Raw genomic sequence first — 22,111 nt, 5'->3', positions numbered from 1 at the left:
TATTGTTATGGGCTTACGCGTTTTCGACGATGATGCCTTCGATGATGTTGGCGACGTCTTCGCAGCGGTCGGTGACGGTCTCCAGGATCTCGTAGATCGCCTTCATCTTGATCAGGTTGCGCACGTCCGGCTCGTCGCGGAACAGCTTGGACATGGCGGCGCGCATCACGTGGTCGGCGTCCGATTCCAGGCGGTCGATCTCTTCGCAGATCGCGACCATCTTCTGGGCATTGTCCATGTTGTTGAGCATGCCGACCGCCTGCTGGACCTTTTCGCAGCAGGCCAGGCACAGCTCGGCCAGGCGCTTGGCTTCCGGGGTGACGGCGTGCAGGTCGTACAGCGAGATGGTCTGAGCGGCGTCCTCCATCATGTCGAGGATGTCATCCATGCGCGTGATCAGCTTGTGGATGTCGTCACGGTCGAGCGGCGTGATGAAGGTCTTGTGCAGCAGGTCGACGGTGGCGTAGGTGATCTTGTCCGCCTGTTTTTCGAGGCTTTCCACGGCGTGGGTGCGGTTTTCGAGGTCGTCGAAGTTGGTCATCAGGCCGACCATCTCTTGCGCGCCCTTCACGCACAATGCGGCGTGCTGGTTGAACAGGTCGAAAAACTTGCCCTCGGTGGGCATCAGGCGTCCAAACATGGTTTTCTCCGTTTCTGGATCTCTTGGGGACTTCTTCTTGGTGGGCCGCGGCGCCGCGGAGTGCGTCGCCGTGGTCGTGGTGTCGCGGCTCAATCGCCCTGGTATATAGACAGGCTACCGCTGTAGTTGCCGAACTTGGTGTACATGCCCATCCAGGTCAGGCGAATGGCGCCGATCGGGCCGTTACGCTGCTTGCCGATGATGATCTCGGCGGTGCCCTTGTCGGGCGAGTCGGGGTTGTAGACTTCGTCGCGGTACAGAAAGATGATGACGTCGGCGTCCTGCTCGATCGCGCCCGATTCGCGCAGGTCGGACATCACCGGACGCTTGTTGGGGCGCTGTTCCAGCGAGCGGTTCAGCTGCGACAGCGCGATCACCGGGCAGCCGAGTTCCTTGGCCAGGCCCTTCAGGCTGCGCGAGATTTCCGAAATCTCGGAGGCGCGGTTGTCGCCCGGCTTGGAACCCTGCATCAGCTGCAGGTAATCGACGATGATCAGGCCGAGCTTGCCGCACTGGCGCGCCAGGCGGCGCGCGCGCGCGCGCATCTCGATCGGGTTCAGCGCCGGGGTCTCGTCGATGAAGACCTGCGCATCGTTCATCTTCTGGATCGCGTGCGTCAGGCGCGGCCAGTCCTCGTCGTTCAGCTTGCCGGTGCGCAGGCGGTGCTGGTCGAGCTGGCCGACCGAGCCGAGCATACGCATGGCGAGCTGCGTGCCGCCCATCTCCATCGAAAAGATCGCCACCGGCAAGCCGGCCTCGATCGCCACGTTCTCGCCGATGTTGACGGAAAACGCGGTCTTGCCCATCGACGGACGGCCGGCCACGATCACCAGGTCGCCCGCCTGCAGGCCGGAGGTCATGCGGTCGAGGTCGATGAAGCCGGTCGGCACGCCGGTGATCTCGCCCTGGTTTTCGCGGCTGTACAGTTCGTCGATGCGCTCCACCACCTGGGTCAGGAGCGGCTGCACCGCCAGCCAGCCCTGGGCGCCGCGCGCGCCCTGCTCGGCGATCGCGAAGATGCGCGACTCGGCCTCGTCGAGGATCTGCTTGACCTCGGCGCCCTGCGGATTGAAGGCCTTGCCCGAGACTTCGTCGGCGACGGTGATGAGCTGGCGCAGCACGCCGCGGTCGCGCACGATCTCGGCGTAGCGGCGGATGTTGGCGGCGGACGGCGTGTTCTGCGCCATCGCATTCAGGTACTGGAGGCCGCCCACGTCGTCGGCCTTGCCGAGCTGGACCAGCGCCTCATAGACGGTGATCACGTCGGCCGGTTTGCCCGAGTTGATCAGGCGGACCATCTGTTCGAAGATGATCCGGTGGTCGTAGCGGTAGAAATCCTCCGCATGCATGAAGTCGGCGATGCGGTCCCACGCCGCATTATCGCGCAGTAGGCCGCCGATGACGGACTGTTCTGCTTCGATGGAATGCGGGGGAATGCGGAGCGACTCGATCTGCGGGTCTGCTGGGGTGTTCATGGCCGGCATTATACCCGTTAGACACCGGCCGCTGAAAAGATTGGTGAGTTTCTAAAAATAAAAACGACGTTTTTTGCGTACCAAAAACGACGCTTTTCGACGACTTCAAATGCGTCGTCCCCGCGAAGGCGGGGACCCATGCTGAACACCGGAACTCGTTACATCGGACACACCAGGGTGTATTCGACAGCGAGACTTCGGTTACTCGGCATGGGTCCCCGCCTGCGCGGGGACGACGGCATCAGTTGCGAGACTGATGGAACGACGATTTATTTAGGCTGCTTCGCCGACGACGGCGATGGTGACGTCAACCACGACGTCGGTGTGCAGCGCGACGGCAACCGGGTGCTCGCCGGTGGTCTTCAGCGGGCCGGCCGGCATGCGCACTTGCGCCTTTTCGACGGCGAAACCTTGCTTGCTCAGGGCTTCGGCGATGTCGAAGTTGGTCACGGAACCGAACAGGCGGCCGTCGACGCCGGCCTTCTGGGCGATGGTGACGGTCATGCCGTTCAGCTTCTCGCCCTGGGCTTGCGAAGCGGACAGCTTCTCGGCGGCGGCCTTTTCCAGCTCGGCGCGCTTGACTTCGAACTCGGCCACGGCCGATTGGGTGGCGCGGCGGGCCATTTTTTGCGGGATCAGGAAGTTACGCGCGTAACCGTCCTTGACCTTGACCACGTCGCCCAGGTTACCGACGTTGACGACTTTTTCCAGCAGGATGACTTGCATATTATTCTCCAGGTTCTCTGACTGCGTACCGCGATTAAGCGTTGTGCAGATCGGTGTACGGCAGCAGGGCCAGGTAACGCGCGCGCTTGATCGCGGTGTCGACTTGACGCTGGTAGTGCGCCTTGGTGCCGGTCAGGCGTGCCGGCATGATCTTGCCGTTTTCCTGGACGAAGTCCTTCAGGGTGTCGACGTCCTTGTAGTCCACCTGTTCCACGCCGGCGGCGGTGAAGCGGCAGAACTTCTTGCGCTTGAACAGCGGGTTCTGCTGTTTGCGCTTCAGTTTTTCTTTTGCTTTGTTTTTGTCGAACTTTTTACCGAATGCCATTTTTGGCTCCTGTATCTATATAAACGTGCGCGCTTGGATCTTGGATCGGCTAGGCGGCACTGAAATCAATGATATGAAACACCAGGGCTTTGCTGTGACGGCTTTTCCTGGCCAGGAATCCCGTGAAGCGGTGCACTGCGCCGAGTTCGGCGTGGGCGAAGCGGCCCGAAATCTCGCCCGCGGCGACCGCGGTGATCTCGAACTCGACCTGCCTCTGCACACCCGCTTCCATCTGCTGCGACCCGTGCTGCAGGATCGCGCCGACGATCGGAATGCCGGCCGGGGTATAGCGCAGGGTGTCGCGTTCCGTGATGCTGGCAACCAGCGACAGCTCGTTCACCCCGTGCGCGTCGGCCCGTTACTCAGGCAGCGGCAGCGGCGGCCGGCGCGGCCGACTGCTCGGCGCGATGGGTCTTGGCTGCGTCTTCGCGCTGGACCGACTTCATCATCGGCGACGGCGCGGTCTCGGCCTTCTTCATCTTCACGGTCAGGTGACGCAGCACGGCATCATTGAATTTGAATGCGGTTTCCAGCTCGACCAGGGTCTCGTTGTCGCACTCGATGTTCATGCAGATGTAGTGCGCCTTCGGCAGCTTCTGGATCTGGTAAGCCATTTGACGGCGGCCCCAGTCTTCGACGCGGTGGATCTGGCCGCCGCGCGAGGTGACCGTGGTCTTGTAGCGTTCGATCATCGCCGGGACCTGCTCGCTCTGGTCCGGGTGGACGATAAACACGATTTCATAATGACGCATGCAACACTCCTTGAGGACGTTTAAACAAATGCCCACCTCGGCGTCAAGACGAGTGTGGGAAGGGAAAGCCCGCTATTATAACTGCAAAAAGTCAACCGCTCAATCGCTTTATCGTTCGTGATAAGCCCGCTTTTTACCGCTTCCTTGCTGCGACTGCGCAAAAAAGATGCGCCAATTGTGTAATTTCCCTTGCACGCCACGCCATACTGTACAAAAATACAGTCTGTCCTCATACCCACTCGCACCCCCATGCTTAAGCTCACCGCACGGCAAGAACAGATCCTCAACCTGATCAAGGAAGCCATCGACAACACCGGCTTCCCGCCGACCCGCGCCGAAATCGCGCAAGAGCTTGGCTTCCGCTCGGCCAACGCCGCCGAGGAACACCTGCAAGCCCTTGCGCGCAAAGGCGCGATCGAAATTTCTCCCGGCACCTCGCGCGGCATCCGCCTGCTCGGCGGCACGCCGCCGTCGGCCGTGCCGGCGGTATCCGCGCCGATCCCGCTGCCGGCCATTCCGCCGGCGCTGCTGATGGCACTGCCGCTGGTCGGCCGCGTCGCCGCGGGCTCGCCGATCCTGGCCCAGGAACACGTCGAAGCCACCTATTCCGTCGACCCGGCCATGTTCTCGGCCAAGCCGGACTTCCTGCTGAAGGTGCGCGGCTGGTCGATGCGCGATGCCGGCATCTGCGACGGCGATTTCCTGGCCGTCAAGAAGGTCGACAGCGCCAAGAACGGCCAGATCGTGGTGGCCCGCATCGGCGAGGAAGTCACCGTCAAGCGCTACCGCCAGAATGGTCCGACCATCGAGCTGCTGCCGGAAAATCCGGAGTTCCCGGTGATTACGGTGGATCCGAATACGGACGAGTTCGTGCTGGAAGGTTTGGCGGTGGGACTGCTGCGTTCGTGGCATTGATCCACGCTGCTCTTCGCCATTGAAGCGATAGCGGGCAACACAGCACGTCGTCCCCGCGCAGGCGGGGACCCATGCTGAGCTACCATCATTGGCGATGTATGGGTCCCCGCCTGCGCGGGGACGACGTTCATACGCATCGCATGATTGTTACCAGCGGCGCATCAAACCTCACTTCCGCTCCTCCTTCTCCGGCGGCGGCGCATTCTTGACCATCTCGTTGTGCTCGTTGACGTAGGCTTCGGTCGCCGTGCGCCATGCCGTGAAATCCGCCACCACCAGCTTGCCGCCGACCTGCGTGTCTTCCGAGATCCGCTGTCCCACGTCCGCCAGGTGCGCCGTCGCCTTGTCCATCTCGTCCTTGGTCAGCAGCTTGGCGATGTCGTCCGGGATGCGCTTGGTCAGCGGCATCGAACCGTTCAGGTACTGGACGAAACGGTTGTGGCAGGCCTGCCAGGCCTGCATGCGCGCGCTGTAGCGGTCGATTTCCTCGTTGATCTTGGACATCGCCGGGAAGCGCGGCGCCGGGCAGCGGTATTCGTCGGTGCGCAGGTCCGAGCCGTCATACTTGACGATCCAGTAATCGAGGTCGGCGCGGCGCGCGGCGCGCTGCTTCATCAGGTCGAGCGAGGCGATCGCCACCGCGTTGCCCTTGGCAGCCGCCTTGCCGAACCAGAGCGATGCCTGGGCCATGTCGACGCTGCCCGCTTCGCCGTAGAAATACATTTCGCCCAGGTGCTGCTGGGCCGTCACGTTGCCGGCATTCGCCAGCTTGGTGTACTTCTGCAGCGCTTGCGGATAGGCTTTCTTGGCGAACAGGGCATCGGCGTCGGCCAGCTCGTCGGCCAGCGCCGCGTCGGTGAACAGCAGCGCGGCGCACAACAGGGCAATTTTCATGGGCGGAATGGCGTAAGGTGGCGCGGACGGCAATGGAAACGATGCCACGATCATAACCCGGGCGGGGCCACGGCTCAACCGGCAAGCGCCGCCGCAGCGGCCGCTTTACCGGATTTTACGAAACCGGCGCTGCGGGATTCAGCCCTGCAGGGCGTTGCCGAAATCGGCCAGCAGGTCGTCGGTATCCTCGATGCCGACCGACACCCGGATCAGGGATTCGGCGATGCCCATGCTGGCGCGGCGCTCCGCCCCCATCTCGAAGAAGATCGTGTGCGCCACCGGGATCACCAGCGTGCGCGTGTCGCCCAGGTTGCTGGCCGGGATCGCCACCTGCAGGCGGTTCAGGTAGTCGAAGCAGTCGATGCCGTCCTTCAGCTCGAACGAGAACAGCGAACCGTAACTGCGGAACAGCGCGCCGCACAGCGCGTGCTGCGGGTGCGATGCCAGGCCCGGGTAGTGCACGGCCGCGACGCGCTCATCGGCTTCCAGCATCGTCGCCAGCGCCAGCGCGTTGGCGCAGGTGCGCTCCATGCGCAGCGCCAGCGTCTCGGCGCCGACCGCGATGTGGTGCGCCGCTTCCGGCCCGAGCGAGGCGCCGAAGTCGCGCAGCGACTTGGCGCGCAGCTGCGCCATGCCCTGGGCGGCCGGCGCCAGGCGGCGGAAATTCGGGGCGATGTTGGGGAAGGCGCTCCAGTCGAACAGGCCGGTGTCGGTCAGGGCGCCGCCCAGCGCCATGCCGTGCCCGCCGATCGACTTGGTCAGCGAATTGACCACCAGGCCGGCGCCCACCGCCTTGGGACGGAACAAATACGGCGTGGTCATGGTGTTGTCGACCACGTACAGGATGCCGCGCGCGCGGCACAGCGCGCCGATGCGCGCCAGGTCGGCCACCTGGGTGCGTGGGTTGGCGACGGTCTCGACGAACACCAGCCGCGTGTTGTCCTTCAGCGCCGCTTCGACGTTGGCGACGTCGGTGGCGTCGACGAAGTCGACCTCGGTGCCCTGCCCCGCCACCGTGTTCCACAGGCTGTTGGTGTTGCCGAACAGGAACGCGGACGACACCACGTGGTCGCCCTCGCGCAGCAGCGCCTGCGCCAGCGCGCCGATGGCGGCCATGCCGGTGCCGAAGCACAGCGTGGCGGTGCCGTCTTCCATCTTGGTGATCTTGTCTTCCAGCGCCGCCACCGTCGGGTTGCCCTGGCGGCCGTAGCGGAAGCCGGGTTCCTTGCCCTGGAAGACCGAGGCCAGCTGGCGCGCGTCGGTGTAGCCGAAGGCGACCGAGGTGTGGATCGGCTTGTGCAGCGAGTGTTGTTCGATCGGCTTGCGGCGATCATTGTGCAGGATGGTGGTGGTGAAGCCGTAATTCGCTTGTTCGGTCATGGTAAGTAGTGTGGGCGGGTTCCCCGTCCACGCGGTGATTGTTGACGGCGAAATCATCCGGTTACGACGACGGCGCCGATATCGATCGAATCGGCATGGGTCCCCGCGTTCGCGGGGACGACGGCGCCGTTTACTCCGCGGCGACCGGCGGATTCAGGTTCAACTGGGTGCGCACCAGGTCTTCCGACGACTTGCCGGACGACTGGTGACGGTGGTTCTCCAGCTTGTCCAGGTAGGCCGGGGTCACGTCGCCGGTGATGTACACGCCGTCGAAGCACGAGGCCTCGACGCTGGTCAGTTCCGGATTGACGTCCATGATCGCCTGCTTGAGCGCCGCGATGTCCTGGTACACCAGGCGGTCGGCGGTGATCTCGCGGCAGACTTCCTCGACCGTGCGGCCGTGGGCGATCAGTTCGTCGCGGGTCGGCATGTCGATGCCATACACGTTCGGGTACAGCACCGGCGGCGCGGCCGAGGCGAAGAACACCTTGCGCGCGCCGGCCTCGCGCGCCATCTGCACGATCTCGCGGCTGGTGGTGCCGCGCACGATCGAGTCGTCGACCAGCAGCACGTTCTTGTCCTTGAATTCGGCGGCGATGGCGTTGAGTTTTTGGCGCACCGATTTCTTGCGCATGCCCTGGCCCGGCATGATGAAGGTGCGGCCGATGTAGCGGTTCTTGATGAAGCCTTCGCGGTACTCGACGCCCAGTTTCAAGGCCAGCTGGATCGCAGCCGGACGCGACGAATCCGGGATCGGCATCACCACGTCGATCTCCTCGACCGGGATCTCCTTGCGGATCTTGTCGGCCAGGTACTCACCCATCTTGAGGCGGGTGGCGTACACCGAGGCGCCATCGATCACCGAGTCCGGGCGCGCCAGGTACACGTATTCGAAGGCGCACGGATTCAGCGAGGGATGGTCGGCGCACTGGCGCGCGTGCATGTGGCCGGCGTCGTCGATGAACACCGCCTCGCCCGGCGCGATGTCGCGCATGAAGCGGAAGCCCAGGCCTTCCAGCGCCACCGATTCGCTGGCCACCAGGTACTCGGGGCCGTTCTCGGTCTCGTTGACCCCGATGCACAACGGACGGATGCCGAACGGATCGCGGAAGGCCAGCAGGCCGTGGCCGGCGATCTGGGCGATCACGGCGTAGGCGCCGCGCACGCGGCGGTGCACCACGGCGACCGCCTTGAACACCGCGTCCGCATCCAGCGTGTAGCCGTCGGCGGCCTGCTGGATCTCGTGGGCCAGCACGTTGAGCAACACTTCCGAGTCGGAGTCGGTGTTGATGTGGCGGCGGTCGTTGCGGAACAGCTCGTCCTTCAACTGGGCCTGGTTGGTCAGGTTGCCGTTGTGCGCCAGTGTGATGCCGAACGGCGCGTTGACATAGAACGGCTGCGCTTCTTCTTCGCTGGACGAACCGGCGGTCGGATAGCGACAGTGGCCGATGCCGGAATTGCCCATCAGCGAACGCATGTTACGCGTGCGGAACACGTCGCGCACCAGGCCGTTGGCCTTGTACATCGAGAACATGCTGCTGTGATTGGTTGCGATGCCCGCGGCATCCTGGCCGCGGTGCTGCAGCAGCAGCAATGCGTCATACAACAACTGGTTGACGGGGGCCTGCGAAACGACGCCGACGATGCCACACATGGTGCGCTCCTAAAACTGACTGCTAAACGAGGAATCCGCCCAGGCTGCCGCATGGCGGCCCGGCCGGGTTCCCAAACGAGAAATCAAAACTGGACATGCTGCGCCAAGGCAGCGGGCAGGAAAGGCTTCACGGTGCGCACGCCGCTCTCCGCCATGGGAGCGAACAGCGCCTCCTGCCAGAAAGCCTGTCGGGGAATGGATGTCATCCCGCACAATATGACCCCGGCCAGCACGATGACGATACCCCGCCCCAGTCCGAACAGGCCGCCCAGGCCGCGGTCCGCCAGCGACAGGCCGGCCGCGTCGACCACGGCGCGGATCGCCAGGGACAGCAGGCCGGTCAGCACGCGCACGCCGAGAAACAGTGCGATATAGGCAACGATCAACCTCCCCGCCTCGCCCGGAATCACCGATGGTAGCATGGGCGCCAGTTTGGCGCCGCAGGCATTGGCGACCACGAAGGCGGCGACCCAGCCGGCCAGCGACAGGATTTCCTTGACCAGGCCGCGCATGGTGCTGATGACGACCGACGAGATCAGGATGAACAGCACCAGGTAATCGAAAATGGTCACGGCGCGCGGACGGTCATGGCGTGTGCAGCGCCGGCGCGCTCGCGACGGCGGCGCTCGCGGCGGAATCGGTCACGGAAAACGGCATCGTCACGAGCGGCGCGTCACACCGGCTTGAGCGCGCCGGACATGCCCAGCTTGCCCGCCTTGGCGCGTACCTTTTCCGCCTCGTCCCGGCTCATCGGGCCGATCAGCACGCGGATCAGCTCGCCGGACGAGGTGCTGGCTTTTTGCGTGTACGAACTGATGCCCGCGCCGCGCAGCCTGGCCTGCACCTCGGCCGCCTTTTCCTGGCTCGACATGGCCGCCACCTGCAGCACGAAGCGCTGGCCGGATTCGTCCGCCGCCTTGGGCTTGTCGGCCGGCTTGCCTTCCAGGATGGCGAGCGCGCGCGCACCCTCGGCGGGCTTGGCAGGCCTGTCTTCCTTCGCCTTTTCTTCCTGCTTGGCCCTGGCGATGCGCTCGGCGCGTTCCGCCTTTTCACGTTCGGCGCGTTCGGCTTTGTCGTGCTCCGCCTTTTCGGCTTTCTCGCGCGCCAGGCGCACGGCCTTGTCGTGCTCCGCCCTGTCCTGTTCCGTTTTGTCGCGCGCGAGCTTGTCGCGATCGGCGCGCTCCTGCTCGGCCTTGCGCGCCTTGTCGCGCGCCGCCTTGTCGGTGGCCGCCTTTTCGCTGGCCAGCTTGTCGCGGTCGGCGCGCAGCGCGCGCTCCACCCGTTCGCGCTCCAGGCGGTCGGCGCGCTCGCGCGCCAGCCGCTCGGCCTTTTCGGCGGCGCGGGTGTCGGCTGGCGCGTCGGTCCTGGCCGCATCGGCCTTCGGCGCCGGCTCGGCGCCGGGCTTGGCGGCGAGGGCCGCCGGCGTCCTGGACGACGGCGTGCGGGGCGGTTCGTTGACGATTTCCTCGCCGCTGTCGACGCTGTCCTCGGCCGCCACCGCCTTGTCCGATGGCGCGGGTTCGCGCGGCGCCGGCAGCGCGCCGGCCTTGTCCTTCGAAGGAATCTGGATGGCGATGTCGCCGGCCACCGGCGGCTTGGGCTCGGAATCGAGCAGCATCGGCAGGCCGACCGCGGCCGCGAGCGCCAGCGCGACGGCACCGACCAGGCGCCGGCGCGCGCGTTTCTTTTCCGGCAGCAGCGGATCCTTGCCGGGACGGCGGGTGGCGCCGCCGGCGGCGTTGCCGGCGCGCTTGGAACGGGCGCGCTCGTTGAGGGCGGCGTCCTCGTCCTTGCTGTAGAACCGGCCGCTGTCGTCGGCGGCGCGGTCTTGCTTGTTTTTATTGAGGAACGAGAACAAGCCCATGCGAATTCTGATCAATGAAGGGAGGATTTACGGGCGGCCATCACGCCGGCCACCGTATAGAACGAGCCAAAGACCACTATTCTATCATCCTGTCCGGCCCGCTTTGTGGCATCCGCGAACGCCGCGCCCGGATCGGCGAAGACCTTCACCGAAAACTCGTCGGCCTTGGCCCCGGCCGGACGTTTCTCTTCCAGCTTCGCCGCCAGCGCGGCCGGATCGGCGGAGCGCGGCGACGGCAGCGCCGCCACGCACCAGTGGTCGACGTGCGGCGCCATGTGGGCGATCACGGCGTCGATATCCTTGTCCTGCATGATGCCGAACACCGCGTAGGTGAAGCGGTGGAAGCCCATGTTGCCCAGGTTCTGGGCCAGCGTCGCCGCCGCGTGCGGGTTGTGCGCCACGTCCAGCACCGTGGTCGGCTGGCCCGCCAGCACCTGGAAGCGGCCCGGCAGCTCCACCAGCGCCAGGCCGGTGCGCACTTCCTGGGCGCCGACCGGCAGCGTGGTGCGCAGCGATTCCAGCGCCGCCAGCGCGGCCGAGGCGTTGAGCAGCTGGTTGGCGCCGCGTAGCGCCGGATACGCCAGCGCGTTGCGGCGCTGGCCGCGGCCGCCGTAGGCCCACTGCTGCTTGTCGCCGGCATAGTTGAAGTCGCGGCCCAGCAGCCACAAGTCGGCGCCGATGCTGTCGGCGTGGTCGATCAGGGTCTGCGGCGGCAGCGGGTCGCTGCAGATCGCCGCCTTGCCCGGCCGGAAGATGCCGGCCTTTTCGAAACCGATCTGTTCGCGCGTGTCGCCCAGGTAGTCCTGGTGGTCGATGTCGATGCTGGTGACGATGGCGACGTCGGCATCGACCACATTGACCGCATCCAGGCGCCCACCCAGGCCGACTTCCAGGATCGCCACGTCCACGCCGGCCTTCGAGATCAGGTGCATGATGGCCAGCGTGGTGAACTCGAAATAGGTCAGGTCGATGTCGCCGCGCTGCGCCTCGACGACCTCGAAGCTGGCCACCAGCGCCTCGTCGGGCGCCATGTCGCCGTTGATGCGGGCGCGCTCGTTGAAGTCGAGGAAGTGCGGCTTGATGTACAGGCCGACGCGGTAGCCGGCGTGCAGCAGGATCGATTCGAGCATGGCGCAGGTCGAGCCCTTGCCGTTGGTGCCGGCCACCATGATGACCGGGCAATCGAACTGCAGCGCCATGCGTTCCTTCACGAGGCGTACGCGGTCCAGGCCCATGTCGATATGGGTTTCGGCGTGGCGCGATTCGAGCAGCGCCAGCCAGTCGGGCAAGGTGGTCGGGAGAGTGGACATGGGCGGAAGATGCGGTGCGTGGCGGCCGGCAGGACCGGCGGGAAGACGGAAACGGAAACGGCTGCCTGCCGCGATGGACGGCGGCAGTCGGCGCAGGGACGACAGTATAAACGGATCGAAAGCGGTAGAGGCGGCAGAGAGGCCGGGGCCGGCGGCAGGCAGCGTCGCCGGCCCCGGCGCGCGCTCAGGCCAGCACGTCGGCCGGCTGGCTCTGCAGCAGGGCCAGCAGGCGCGCGATCTCTTCGCGCATCTTGCGGCGGTCGACGATCATGTCGACCGCGCCCTTTTGCACCAGGAACTCGGCGCGCTGGAAGCCTTCCGGCAGCTTTTCGCGCACGGTGTTCTCGATCACGCGCGGGCCGGCAAAGCCGATCAGCGCCTTCGGCTCGGCCATCACGACGTCGCCCATGAAGGCGAACGAAGCGGACACGCCGCCCATGGTCGGGTCGGTCAGCACGCTGATGAACGGCAGCTTTTTCTCGGACAGCTTGGTCAGCATGGCGGTGGTCTTGGCCATCTGCAGCAGCGACAGCAAGCCTTCCTGCATGCGCGCGCCGCCGGTGGCGGTGATGCAGATGAACGGCACCTTCTGTTCCAGCGCGACCTGGGCGCCGCGCACGAAGCGCTCGCCGACCACGGACCCCATCGAGCCGCCCATGAATTCGAATTCGAAGCAGGCCACCACGACCGGCAGGCTCATGATCGAACCGCCCTGCACGATCAGCGCATCGGTCTCGCCGGTGGCGTCCATGGCGGCCTTAAGTCGGTCAGGATATTTCTTGCTGTCCTTGAACTTCAGCGTGTCGACCGGCAGCGTTTCCTGGCCGATGTCGTAGCGGCCGCCCTCGTCGAGCAGCGCATCGAGGCGCGCGCGGGCGCGGATGCGCATGTGGTGGCTGCATTTCGGGCAGACGTGCTGGTTGGCATCCAGGTCGGCGCGGTACAGCACCGCTTCGCACGACGGACACTTGACCCACAGGCCTTCCGGCATGGTCTGTTTCTTGGCGGCATCGGAGCGCTGGATGCGGGGGGGCAGCAGTTTTTCCAACCAACTCATATTGTTCTCCTTTGCGGCTAGTCTGAGTGGCGGTAGTGTAATCGTTCGATTCCGGCTTGTCGAATGCTTGCTCTAAACATATTAGCTGTTCGATAAGCTTGAAAACCGGGCGACAGGCGGGCTGTGCCGCCTAGCCCGGCGTCATCGCGTCGGCCAAGTCGGCGGTGACGGTCTTACGGCCGGCGATCACGGCGCGCACGAGGCTGTCGTCGTCGGGGCCGGCGCCCCAGAACGTCAACCGCTTCGGTTCCCCCGTCGCGCCGCTCATCCGTAACGGGCCTGGTCGCCGACTTCCGCGGTCTCGAACTCGAAACCGCCGATGCGCGCCGCGACCAGGTTGTAGACCCAGGCGCCCAGCAGCGTAAACAGGAAACCGATCACCACGTACATCAGCGGCATCATCAGCGCCATCAGCATGCTGGTGCCGGGCTGGGGACTGATCATGGACACCAGGATCATGATCAGCGCCAGCGGAATCGAGAACACGAAATACAGCGCGGCCATGACCTTGGCCGACTGCATAGGCGACACACGCAGGATTTGTTTTTTCATGTCGGAAGCGCCTCGGTGGGAGTGAAACAACTGTCGGTACACTCTACCGCAGGGTTTTCAAAAAGACCACAAAAAAAAACGGCGCCGGAACACAAGGTCCGGGCGCCGGTCGTTACGGGCCAGGGCCGGCCCGGCCGGGGGTCAGCGCGCGTCGAGCGCCGTGCGGATGCCGGCCACGAAGTCGCGCACCGCCTGCGGGCCCTGCTCCTTCGGGGTGTTTTCCAGTTCCTGGATGATGCGGCTGCCGATCACCACCGCGTCGGCCACCTCGGCCACCTGCTTCGCCGTGGCCGCATCGCGGATGCCGAAGCCGACGCCGATCGGCAGCTGCACGTGCTCGCGGATCGCCGCCACCCGGCGCGCCACGTCGGCGGTGTCGATGCTGCCGGCGCCGGTCACGCCCTTGAGCGAGACGTAGTACGAAAAGCCGCTGCCGTGGCGCGCCACCTGCCGGATGCGCTCGGGCGTCGAGGTCGGCGCCAGCAGGAACACCAGGTCGAGGCCGTTTTCCTGCATCTCGGCCGCGAACTCGGCGCATTCCTCGGGCGGATAATCGACCACGATGGCGCCGTCGGCGCCCGCCTCGCGCGCCTGGCGGATGAATTCCGACGGCCCCATGCGCTCGATCGGATTGGCGTAGCCCATCAGGACCACCGGCGTGGCCTGGTCGGTGCGGCGGAACTCGCGCACGTAGCCGAGCACGTCCTTCATGCCGATGCCGAAGGTCAGCGCGCGCTCGCAGGCGCGCTGGATCACCGGGCCTTCGGCCATCGGGTCGGAAAACGGGACGCCGAGTTCGAGCACGTCGGCGCCGCCCTCGACCAGCGCGTGAAGCAGCGGCACGGTGAGTTCCGGGCCGGGGTCGCCGGCGGTGATGAAGGTGACGAGGCCGGTCTTGCCCTGCTCCTTGAGGGCGTTGAACGTCTGTTCGATTCTGGACATGCTGTGCTTTCTTGTTGGATTAACCGAAGTTCAGGCCGGCGCGCTGCGCGACCGTGTGCATGTCCTTGTCGCCGCGGCCCGACAGGTTGACCAGGATGATCTGGTCCCTGGGCAGCGTCGGCGCCAGCTTGGCGGCGTAGGCGATCGCGTGCGCCGATTCCAGCGCCGGGATGATGCCTTCGATGCGGCAGCAATCGTGGAAGGCGGCCAGCGCCTCCTCGTCGGTGATCGAGACGTACTCGGCGCGCTGGATGTCCTTCAGCCAGGCGTGCTCGGGGCCGACGCCCGGATAGTCCAGGCCGGCCGACACCGAGTGCGTCTCGATGATCTGGCCGTTGTCGTCCTGCAGCAGGTAGGTGCGGTTGCCGTGCAGGACGCCCGGGAAGCCGGCCGTCAGCGACGCGGCGTGCTTGCCCGAGTCCAGTCCCTCGCCGGCCGCCTCGACGCCGACCAGCTTCACGCCCGGCTCGTCGATGTACGGATAAAAGATGCCCATGGCGTTGGAGCCGCCGCCGATGCAGGCCACCACGTAGTCCGGCTGGCGGCCGGTCATCTGCGGCATCTGCACGCGGCATTCCTCGCCGATGACGGACTGGAAGTCGCGCACCATCATCGGGTACGGGTGCGGGCCGGCCACGGTGCCGATGATATAAAAGGTGTTTTCGATGTTGGTGACCCAGTCGCGCATCGCTTCGTTGAGCGCATCCTTCAGGGTCTTGGAACCGCTTTCGACCGGCACCACGGTGGCGCCCAGCAGCTTCATGCGGTACACGTTCTGGGCTTGGCGCTTGACGTCCTCGCTGCCCATGTAGATCACGCATTCGAGGCCGAAGCGCGCGCAGATGGTGGCGGTGGCCACGCCGTGCTGGCCGGCGCCGGTCTCGGCGATGATGCGCGGCTTGCCCATGCGGCGGGCCAGGAGCGCCTGGCCGATCACGTTGTTGATCTTGTGGGCGCCGGTGTGGTTCAGGTCTTCGCGCTTGAAGAAGATCTGGGCGCCGAGCTCGCCGCTCGCACCCTGCTGCGACCAGCGCTTGGCGTGGTACACCGGCGAGGGCCGGCCGACGAAGTGGGCCAGCTCGTAGCGGAACTCTTCCAGGAATGCCGGATCGTGGCTGAAGCGCGCATAGGCGTCGTTCAGCTCGGCCAGCGCGTGGCTGAGGGTTTCGGCAACAAAACTGCCGCCGTAGGGGCCGAAGTGGCCGGTGGCGTCCGGCAACTGGTAATCGGTGGTCTTGAACAGCTTCTTCGAATCGATGGTCATGGTGTGGCTCGCTTTTCAGGTGATGGCGTCGGCAGCCCGCACCGCGTCGACGAACGCGGCGATCTTGCGGGCATCCTTGATCCCCTTGCCTGCCTCGACACCGCTACTGATGTCGACCGCAAAGGGACGTACTTGCGCCACCGCGCCAGTCGCGTTTTGCACGCTCAAGCCACCACTCAAAACGACCCGAGGCGCGAGCTCTTTTGGAATAACAGACCAATCGAAGACCTTTCCTGCGCCGCCGTAGGCATCGACCCAGGTGTCGAGCAGGAGGCCCGAGAACCAGGCGCTGGCGGCGCGGTATTGAGATTCCGATTCTATCAAATCCGCGGCCGTGGTGTCCGGCCTGACGCGGTAGGCGCGCACGAACGGGCGCTGCACGGCCGCCGCCAGCGCCGCGCACGCGTCCGCGCTCTCGTCGCCGTGGAACTGCAGCAGCGCGATCGGCCCGGCCGCGACCGCTTCCCTTACCTCGTCCAGGGTGGCGTTGACGAACAGGCCGACGCCGCTGACGAAGGGCGGCAATGCGGACGCCAGCTCGCGCAGGCGCGCGGGCGCGACGTAACGTGGGCTTTTCGGATAGAACACGAAGCCGACGGCGTCGGCGCCGGCATCCACGGCCGCGCGCAGGTCCTGCTCGCGGGTGATGCCGCAGATCTTGATGCGGGTACGGGACATGGTTTTGGCTGGTTTGTTGGATTATCGGCAGGGGTCAGCGTCCGCAGGGGTCAGAGCCCGGTTCATTCGGTTGGGCTCTGACCCCGGAGTTGTCAGCAGTTGCGTATCCGGATTTGGCCACGCGGCTGAACACCGGGGTCAGAGCCCTTTTAGAAGCAACACCGGGCTCTGACCCCTGCGCTGGCTCTAGAACGGCAGTGCGGAGACGGCCTCCTGCGGCAATCCCCACTTCGGATCGTAGTCGATGCTGGCGAGGTACAGGCCGTCCGGCATGAAGGTCGGCGCGGCGGCGTCGCGCGAGCGGGCGTCGAGCACCTCGGCCATCCAGTCCGGCCGGTTGCGCCCGGTGCCGACGTAGATCAGCGAGCCGACGATGTTGCGCACCATGTGGTGCAAGAAGGCGGAGGCGCGTACGGTGAAGACGATGACGTCGCCGCGCCGCTCGATATTCACCTCGTGCATCTGCTTGACCGGCGTGTTCGCCTGGCAGCCGGAAGCGCGGAAGCTGCTGAAGTCGTGGGTGCCGATCAGGTGGCGCGCCGCCTCGCGCATGCGCTCCACGTCGAGCGGGCGGAATACCCAGCCGGCGCGGCCGGCCAGCAGCGCCGACGGGTTGGCGTGGTTGTACAGCACGTAGTGATAGGTGCGCGAGCGCGCCGAGAAACGCGCGTGGAAATCCTGTCCTTCGGCGTCGGCAGGCACCACGTGCGCCCAGCGCACCACGATCGACTCCGGCAAAAAGGCGTTGGTGCCGCGCACCCAGGATTGCGGCGCGCGCTCCAGCTCCGTATCGAAGTGGATCACCTGCTCGATGGCATGCACGCCGGCGTCGGTGCGACCGGCGCAGGTGGTGGCCAGCCTGGTGCAGGCAAATTTTTCGAGGGCGATCTCGAGCCGGTCCTGCACCGTGTCGCGCGTTGGTTGTTTCTGATACCCGTTCCAGGCGGTGCCGATGTACTGGACACCCATTGCAATTCTCGTCACGCGTGTCACCCCAGCGATGCGCGCATGGCGTTGGCGCGTTCGACCTGGGCGCTGCTGCCGCCCTTGACGACTTCGTCGAGCAGTTCGCGCGCGCCTTCCTTATCGCCGATTTCCTGATAGGCCACGGCCAGGTCCAGCTTGGTTTCCATTTCCATGTGGGCGGGCGACAGCTCGGCGCTGTCCACGGCCTGCACGTCCGCCAGCGGCAGCGGCGCGTCGCCCGGCAATTCGAGGTCGAAGGCCGGCATGTCCAGGTGCGGTTCGCGCTGCGGTTCGAGCAGACTATGAGGCTCGAGCAGATTCTGCGGCTCGAGCAGATCGTGCGGGGCGTAGGCGGCGTCGGCGGCCGGCGCCGGCGTCGCGGGCGGCAGGCCGTCCAGCGCCGGCAGCGCGAACGGATCGTCGTCCAGCGCCAGCGGCGGCACCGGTTCGTCGCTGCGCGCCGGCGCCGGCGCTGGCGCGGCCGGGAAGTCACGGTCGACATCGAAGGCCAGGTCCGGCGCCGGGGCGGGCTGCGCCGCCGGACGCTGCGCTTCCAGGCCGAAGTCCATGGCGTCCAGGTCGAACAGCGGATCCTTCAACTCGCTGGCCGGGGCGCTGCGTTCGGGCGCGGCCGGATTGGCGTACGGGTCGGCAGGCACCCCGGTCGACAGTTCGGTCGGCAGGTCGGGCAGGTCGAATTCGCGCGCCAGGTTGGCCATGTCGATGCCGGTATCCGGCGCCGCGGCCGCTGCGGGTGCAGTTGCCGTTGCGGGCGCGGGCACCGGCTCGAACAAGTCGTCGTCCAGCAGCGGATCGTAGTGCGGCACCGGATTCGGCGCCGGTGCGGCGCCCAGGTCCATGTCGAAGGAAAAGTCGAGCGGACGCTCGGCGGCCGGCGCGGCCGTTTCGGTTGCAGCGGGAAAAGCTGCCGCTGCCGGCGCCGCATCGAAGGCGCCCATGTCGAACTCCAGGTCGGGCACGTCGCCCGGCTTGTTGAAGCGCTCGAAGTCGTCGACGCCGCCGGCCGGCGGCGCGGCCGGCGCGTTGGCGCTCACCGGCTCGAAGGCCAGGCCGCCCAGGTCGAAGTCGAGCGCATTGTCGTCCTCGGGCGCCGGCACGGGCGCGGCCGGACGGTTCATCGCCTCGGCGAAGTGCTGGTCGAAACCGAGCGGCTCGCGCCCGCCGTCGAGCGCGGCAGGATCGGCGAAAGCGGCGGCCGGCGTCGTATCGGCCCCGGGCGCATAGGTGTGTTCGTGGGCGGCGCGGTCGTCGGCATCGGCGGCGCCGAAGGCATCGTCGAGGTCCTTCGACAGCATGTCGTGGCGGCCGCCGTCGCCGAAGCCGGAAGCGGCGCCGGCAGAGGCGCCCGCCGCCAGGCCCGCGGCTGCGCCGGCTGCCAGGCCGGCGCCGGTGGCATGCACCGGGTTGCCGGCGTACAGCGGATTGTGCGGATCGATGCTCAGGCCCAGCGCCGCGGCCTGCGCCCATTCGCCGCCCTGCCCGCGCGTCATGCCGTACACCTCGCCGGCCTGGGTCTCGAAGGCGCGCAGGTCCTTGCGCGCGGCGTAGATCTCGAGCAGCTTCAGGCGCACCGGCATGCGGTCCGGGTGGGTACGCAGCGCTTCCTTGAGGATTTCCTCGGCCTGGGCATCGCGGCCGTAGGCGATGTAGACGTCGGCTTCCGCCACCGGATCGACCTCGTTGGTGTCGAGCTGGCTGGCGGACGGCGCGAAGCTGGAATTGAACACGCTGTTGTTGGTGTCGACGCTCTGGCCGCCGGTCTCGGCGAACATCGAGTGCGCCGGTTCGGCCGGCGCGCCCGCCGCCACCGGCTCGACCACGGTCCTGGCCGGCTTCTTCTTGCGGCGCTGGGCGACGGCAAGCGCTGCCAGCAGCGCCACCGCGGCGGCGGCGCCGAGATAGGTGAGGTTGTCCATGATGAAGTCGAGCAGGCCCGGCTCCGGCGTGGCCGGCTTGACGACCGGCTTGATCGGCGCCAGCTTCCTGGCCGGCGGCTGCGCCGCTTGTTCCGCGGCCGGCTGGTCGAGCTTGATCGCCGGCGCGGGCGATGCAGCGGCGGCGGCCTTGTTCTGGGCATCGGCGCCGGCCTTGCTCTTGACCTCGGCCAGCTTTTCCAGGTCGGTGACGTTGCGCTCGAGTTCCTTCACGCGCGCCTGGGCGTCCTCGAGCGCCTTTTGCTTGGCGATCGTGTCCTCGGTGCTGGCGGTGCCGGCCTTGGCGCCCGGTGCACTAGGGGCCGCCTTGGACAGGCGCAGCCGGTCCTGCGATTCGTTGGCGGCGGTCGGGCGCTCCTCGACCTTGGCGCTGATCTTGCCGGCGGCGCTCTGCCCGGCCGGCGGCGTGCGCGTCGCTTCCGATGCGCCCACCTGGCCGGCCAGCTTGTTGCGGTAGGCATTGAAGTCGGCCGCGTGCGCCACCACCACGCCGTGCGCCTCGCCGTCGCCGATGGCGCGCACGGCCTCGCCCGCCGGCACCGACAGGATGCGGCCCGACTTCAGGCGGTTCATGTTGTTGCCGACAAAGGCTTCCGGGTTGGCGCGGTACAGCGCCACCAGCATCATGTCGAGCGAGACATCGACCGGTTTCAATTGGGTGGCGATGCGGCCCAGGCTGTCGCCCGGCTTGACGCGGTATTCGCCGGCGCCGCCGCGCCCTCCCTCATCGGCACTGGCGGCGGCGCGGCGCGCGGCGCGGCGGCTGCGCGGGGTATCGGCGGGCGCCACCGCATCGGCGGACTGCGCCGGCGCGGCGAGGGCGGCATCGCTGCGCGCACGCTGGGGCGCCTCGCTGCGCGCCACCTGGGCCGACTGCGTCGCGCGCAGCTCGGCCGGATCGAGCAGGAAGGTATATTCGCGCACCAGGCGGCCATTGTTCCACGACAGTTCCAGCAGCAGGTCGACGAAGGGTTCGTTCAGCGGCTGGGTTGAGCTGACCCGGATGAACTGGCGTCCGCCGCGCTGCTCGACGTTGAAGCGCAGCGACAGCAGCGCCGGATTGAATTCGATGTTGGCGGTCTTGAATGCCTCCGGCGACGCCAGCTTGGCGGCCAGGCCGGCCGCCTCGTCGGCCGACACCGAGGTCAGCTCGATCTCGGCACGCAGCGGTTGCCCCAGCGCGGACAGCACGGTCAGCTTGCCCAGGCCGGCCGCGTTGGCCGCCGAGGTCAGGACCATCGCACTGGCGAGCGCGGCGGTGAGCTTTTTCAGCGCGGACGACTTCAACGGGAGGCGGCGGATGGGATGCATGTTCGGAACCGAGTGAGTTGATCGGAGGAAAGACTTTGCCGGAGGTCTCAGCAACATATCATCATGACCCGTGGCGTGCAAGTTCTGCCCGAATAAACGCCCGGAAGGCATGAGATATATGGACAGTGTACTCAGATAACTGATGTTTTTTGGCCGATTCACGGCCGAGCCGCCAATAAAAAAGGCGGCCTCGGCCGCCTTGGGGTTGCCGCCCGCAGGCGGCCGGCGCTATGACTGGTCCAGCACGATGCGTAGCATGCGGCGCAGCGGTTCGGCTGCGCCCCACAGCAGCTGGTCGCCGACGGTAAAGGCTGACAGGTAATCCGGTCCCATGGCCAGCTTGCGCAGGCGCCCGACCGGGATGGTCAAGCCGCCGGTCACCGCCGCCGGGGTCAGCTCGCGCATCGAGGCTTCGCGCGTGTTCGGCACCAGCTTGCCCCACTGGTTGTGCGAACCGATGATGTCCTCGATCTCGTCCAGCGGCACGTCCTTCTTGAGCTTGATGGTCAGCGCCTGCGAGTGGCAGCGCATGGCGCCGATGCGCACGCACAGGCCGTCCACCGGGATCGCAGCCGAACCGAAGGCCTCGCCGCGGCCCAGGATCTTGTTGGTCTCGGCGCCAGCCTTCCACTCTTCCTTCGACTGGCCGTTGCCCAGGTCCTTGTCGATCCAGGGGATCAGGTTGCCGGCCAGCGGCGCGCCGAATTGCCTGGTTTCGTCGGCGGACAGGCCGTGCTGGGTGGCCAGCACGCCGCGGTCGATTTCCAGGATGGCCGATGCCGGATCGTCCAGCAGCGGCTTGACGGCGGCGTTGATGGTGCCGAACTGGGTCAGCAGTTCGCGCATGTGCTGGGCGCCGCCGCCGGACGCGGCCTGGTAGGTCATCGAGGTCATCCACTCGACCAGGTCGTGCTGGAACAGGCCGCCCAGGCCGATCAGCATGCACGACACGGTGCAGTTGCCGCCGATGTAGTTCTTGACGCCGCGCTGCAGCGCGTCCTTGATCACGTGCTGGTTGACCGGGTCGAGCACGATCACCGCATCGTCGTTCATGCGCAGGGTCGAGGCGGCGTCGATCCAGTAGCCGTTCCAGCCGCTGGCGCGCAGTCGCGGAAACACGTCGGTCGTGTAGTCGCCGCCCTGGCAGGAGATGATGATCTCGCATTTGGACAGTTCGGCGATGTCGGTGGCGCTCTTCAGCGTGGTTTCGTTCTTCGCCATCTGCGGGGCGGCGCCGCCCGGGTTCGACGTCGTGAAGAATACCGGCTCGATGTGGTCGAAATCGCCCTCTTCGCGCATGCGCTGCATGAGGACCGATCCGACCATGCCGCGCCAACCTACCAGACCTACTAATTTCATCGTTTTTCCTCGGTTAAAAATGTGTTTCCATGCCCTGCGGGCGACAGCTTTATATCACGACCGACCCACCGTCGTCCCCGCGACCCACCGTC

Annotated in this window: 21 protein-coding genes; 1 reads left to right on the top strand and 20 read right to left on the bottom strand. The window is 66.5% G+C overall.

Annotated features, from left to right (window positions below; all coding sequences use genetic code 11):
* Window positions 1–13: 13 nt before the first annotated feature.
* The 6 genes from HH212_RS14850 to rpsF form a co-directional block, all read right to left on the bottom strand.
* Window positions 14–640, bottom strand: coding sequence for a DUF47 domain-containing protein (locus HH212_RS14850; RefSeq protein ID WP_170203182.1), 627 nt, complete (start codon window positions 638–640; stop codon window positions 14–16).
* 89 nt (window positions 641–729) lie between these two features.
* A complete protein-coding gene (locus tag HH212_RS14845) occupies window positions 730–2,115 on the bottom strand; it encodes a replicative DNA helicase (protein ID WP_170203181.1) in 1,386 nt (461 codons plus the stop codon).
* A gap of 273 nt (window positions 2,116–2,388) precedes the next feature.
* Complete coding sequence (gene rplI, locus HH212_RS14840) at window positions 2,389–2,841, bottom strand: 50S ribosomal protein L9 (protein WP_170203180.1); 453 nt, start codon at window positions 2,839–2,841, stop codon at window positions 2,389–2,391.
* A 34-nt stretch (window positions 2,842–2,875) separates the two neighbouring features.
* Window positions 2,876–3,166 carry a 30S ribosomal protein S18 gene (gene rpsR, locus HH212_RS14835; protein ID WP_036249492.1) on the bottom strand — a complete coding sequence of 97 codons (291 nt, stop codon included), beginning with the start codon at window positions 3,164–3,166 and terminating at the stop codon, window positions 2,876–2,878.
* Between the two features lie 49 nt (window positions 3,167–3,215).
* Window positions 3,216–3,506, bottom strand: a complete 291-nt coding sequence (gene priB, locus HH212_RS14830; RefSeq protein WP_170203179.1) for a primosomal replication protein N — start codon at window positions 3,504–3,506, stop codon at window positions 3,216–3,218.
* 22 nt (window positions 3,507–3,528) lie between these two features.
* Window positions 3,529–3,918: a 30S ribosomal protein S6 gene (gene rpsF / locus HH212_RS14825; RefSeq protein WP_170203178.1), complete on the bottom strand. Its 390-nt coding sequence runs from the start codon at window positions 3,916–3,918 to the stop codon at window positions 3,529–3,531.
* Between the two features lie 249 nt (window positions 3,919–4,167).
* Between rpsF and lexA the strand changes: the two genes are divergently transcribed.
* On the top strand, window positions 4,168–4,833 hold the full coding sequence (gene lexA, locus HH212_RS14820) for a transcriptional repressor LexA (RefSeq protein WP_170203177.1): 666 nt from the start codon (window positions 4,168–4,170) through the stop codon (window positions 4,831–4,833).
* 168 nt (window positions 4,834–5,001) lie between these two features.
* Here lexA and HH212_RS14815 read toward each other — a convergent pair whose 3' ends face one another.
* From HH212_RS14815 to asd, 14 genes are all read right to left on the bottom strand, one after another.
* Window positions 5,002–5,727 carry an SEL1-like repeat protein gene (locus HH212_RS14815; RefSeq protein ID WP_170203176.1) on the bottom strand — a complete coding sequence of 242 codons (726 nt, stop codon included), beginning with the start codon at window positions 5,725–5,727 and terminating at the stop codon, window positions 5,002–5,004.
* A gap of 138 nt (window positions 5,728–5,865) precedes the next feature.
* On the bottom strand, window positions 5,866–7,107 hold the full coding sequence (locus HH212_RS14810) for a cystathionine gamma-synthase family protein (protein ID WP_170203175.1): 1,242 nt from the start codon (window positions 7,105–7,107) through the stop codon (window positions 5,866–5,868).
* Between the two features lie 130 nt (window positions 7,108–7,237).
* On the bottom strand, window positions 7,238–8,761 hold the full coding sequence (gene purF, locus HH212_RS14805; RefSeq protein ID WP_170203174.1) for an amidophosphoribosyltransferase: 1,524 nt from the start codon (window positions 8,759–8,761) through the stop codon (window positions 7,238–7,240).
* An 83-nt stretch (window positions 8,762–8,844) separates the two neighbouring features.
* A complete protein-coding gene (locus HH212_RS14800) occupies window positions 8,845–9,333 on the bottom strand; it encodes a CvpA family protein (RefSeq protein WP_170203173.1) in 489 nt (162 codons plus the stop codon).
* A 101-nt stretch (window positions 9,334–9,434) separates the two neighbouring features.
* Window positions 9,435–10,625 (bottom strand): SPOR domain-containing protein, encoded by a 1,191-nt coding sequence (locus tag HH212_RS14795; RefSeq protein WP_170203172.1) that lies wholly within the window; start codon window positions 10,623–10,625, stop codon window positions 9,435–9,437.
* Window positions 10,626–10,636: 11 nt separating this feature from the next.
* A complete protein-coding gene (gene folC, locus HH212_RS14790) occupies window positions 10,637–11,935 on the bottom strand; it encodes a bifunctional tetrahydrofolate synthase/dihydrofolate synthase (protein ID WP_170203171.1) in 1,299 nt (432 codons plus the stop codon).
* Between the two features lie 184 nt (window positions 11,936–12,119).
* On the bottom strand, window positions 12,120–12,992 hold the full coding sequence (gene accD, locus HH212_RS14785) for an acetyl-CoA carboxylase, carboxyltransferase subunit beta (RefSeq protein WP_170203170.1): 873 nt from the start codon (window positions 12,990–12,992) through the stop codon (window positions 12,120–12,122).
* Window positions 12,993–13,256: 264 nt separating this feature from the next.
* Complete coding sequence (locus tag HH212_RS14780) at window positions 13,257–13,544, bottom strand: hypothetical protein (RefSeq protein WP_170203169.1); 288 nt, start codon at window positions 13,542–13,544, stop codon at window positions 13,257–13,259.
* Between the two features lie 141 nt (window positions 13,545–13,685).
* On the bottom strand, window positions 13,686–14,486 hold the full coding sequence (gene trpA / locus HH212_RS14775) for a tryptophan synthase subunit alpha (RefSeq protein WP_170203168.1): 801 nt from the start codon (window positions 14,484–14,486) through the stop codon (window positions 13,686–13,688).
* Window positions 14,487–14,505: 19 nt separating this feature from the next.
* The gene (gene trpB / locus HH212_RS14770) at window positions 14,506–15,750 is read right to left on the bottom strand and encodes a tryptophan synthase subunit beta (RefSeq protein WP_170203167.1); all 1,245 of its coding nucleotides are present in this window, start codon (window positions 15,748–15,750) and stop codon (window positions 14,506–14,508) included.
* A gap of 15 nt (window positions 15,751–15,765) precedes the next feature.
* Complete coding sequence (locus tag HH212_RS14765; RefSeq protein WP_170203166.1) at window positions 15,766–16,428, bottom strand: phosphoribosylanthranilate isomerase; 663 nt, start codon at window positions 16,426–16,428, stop codon at window positions 15,766–15,768.
* Window positions 16,429–16,614: 186 nt separating this feature from the next.
* The gene (gene truA / locus HH212_RS14760; RefSeq protein WP_170203165.1) at window positions 16,615–17,412 is read right to left on the bottom strand and encodes a tRNA pseudouridine(38-40) synthase TruA; all 798 of its coding nucleotides are present in this window, start codon (window positions 17,410–17,412) and stop codon (window positions 16,615–16,617) included.
* 5 nt (window positions 17,413–17,417) lie between these two features.
* On the bottom strand, window positions 17,418–20,660 hold the full coding sequence (locus HH212_RS14750; RefSeq protein WP_211172343.1) for a motility hub landmark protein FimV: 3,243 nt from the start codon (window positions 20,658–20,660) through the stop codon (window positions 17,418–17,420).
* Window positions 20,661–20,888: 228 nt separating this feature from the next.
* Window positions 20,889–22,019, bottom strand: coding sequence for an aspartate-semialdehyde dehydrogenase (gene asd / locus HH212_RS14745; RefSeq protein ID WP_170203164.1), 1,131 nt, complete (start codon window positions 22,017–22,019; stop codon window positions 20,889–20,891).
* Window positions 22,020–22,111 lie beyond the last annotated feature (92 nt).

Origin of the sequence: Massilia forsythiae (assembly GCF_012849555.1) — a bacterium.
GTDB classification, from domain to species: domain Bacteria; phylum Pseudomonadota; class Gammaproteobacteria; order Burkholderiales; family Burkholderiaceae_D; genus Telluria; species Telluria forsythiae.
Note: the sequence above shows the minus strand (reverse complement) of the source record. Positions and strands in the feature narration are given on the sequence as shown.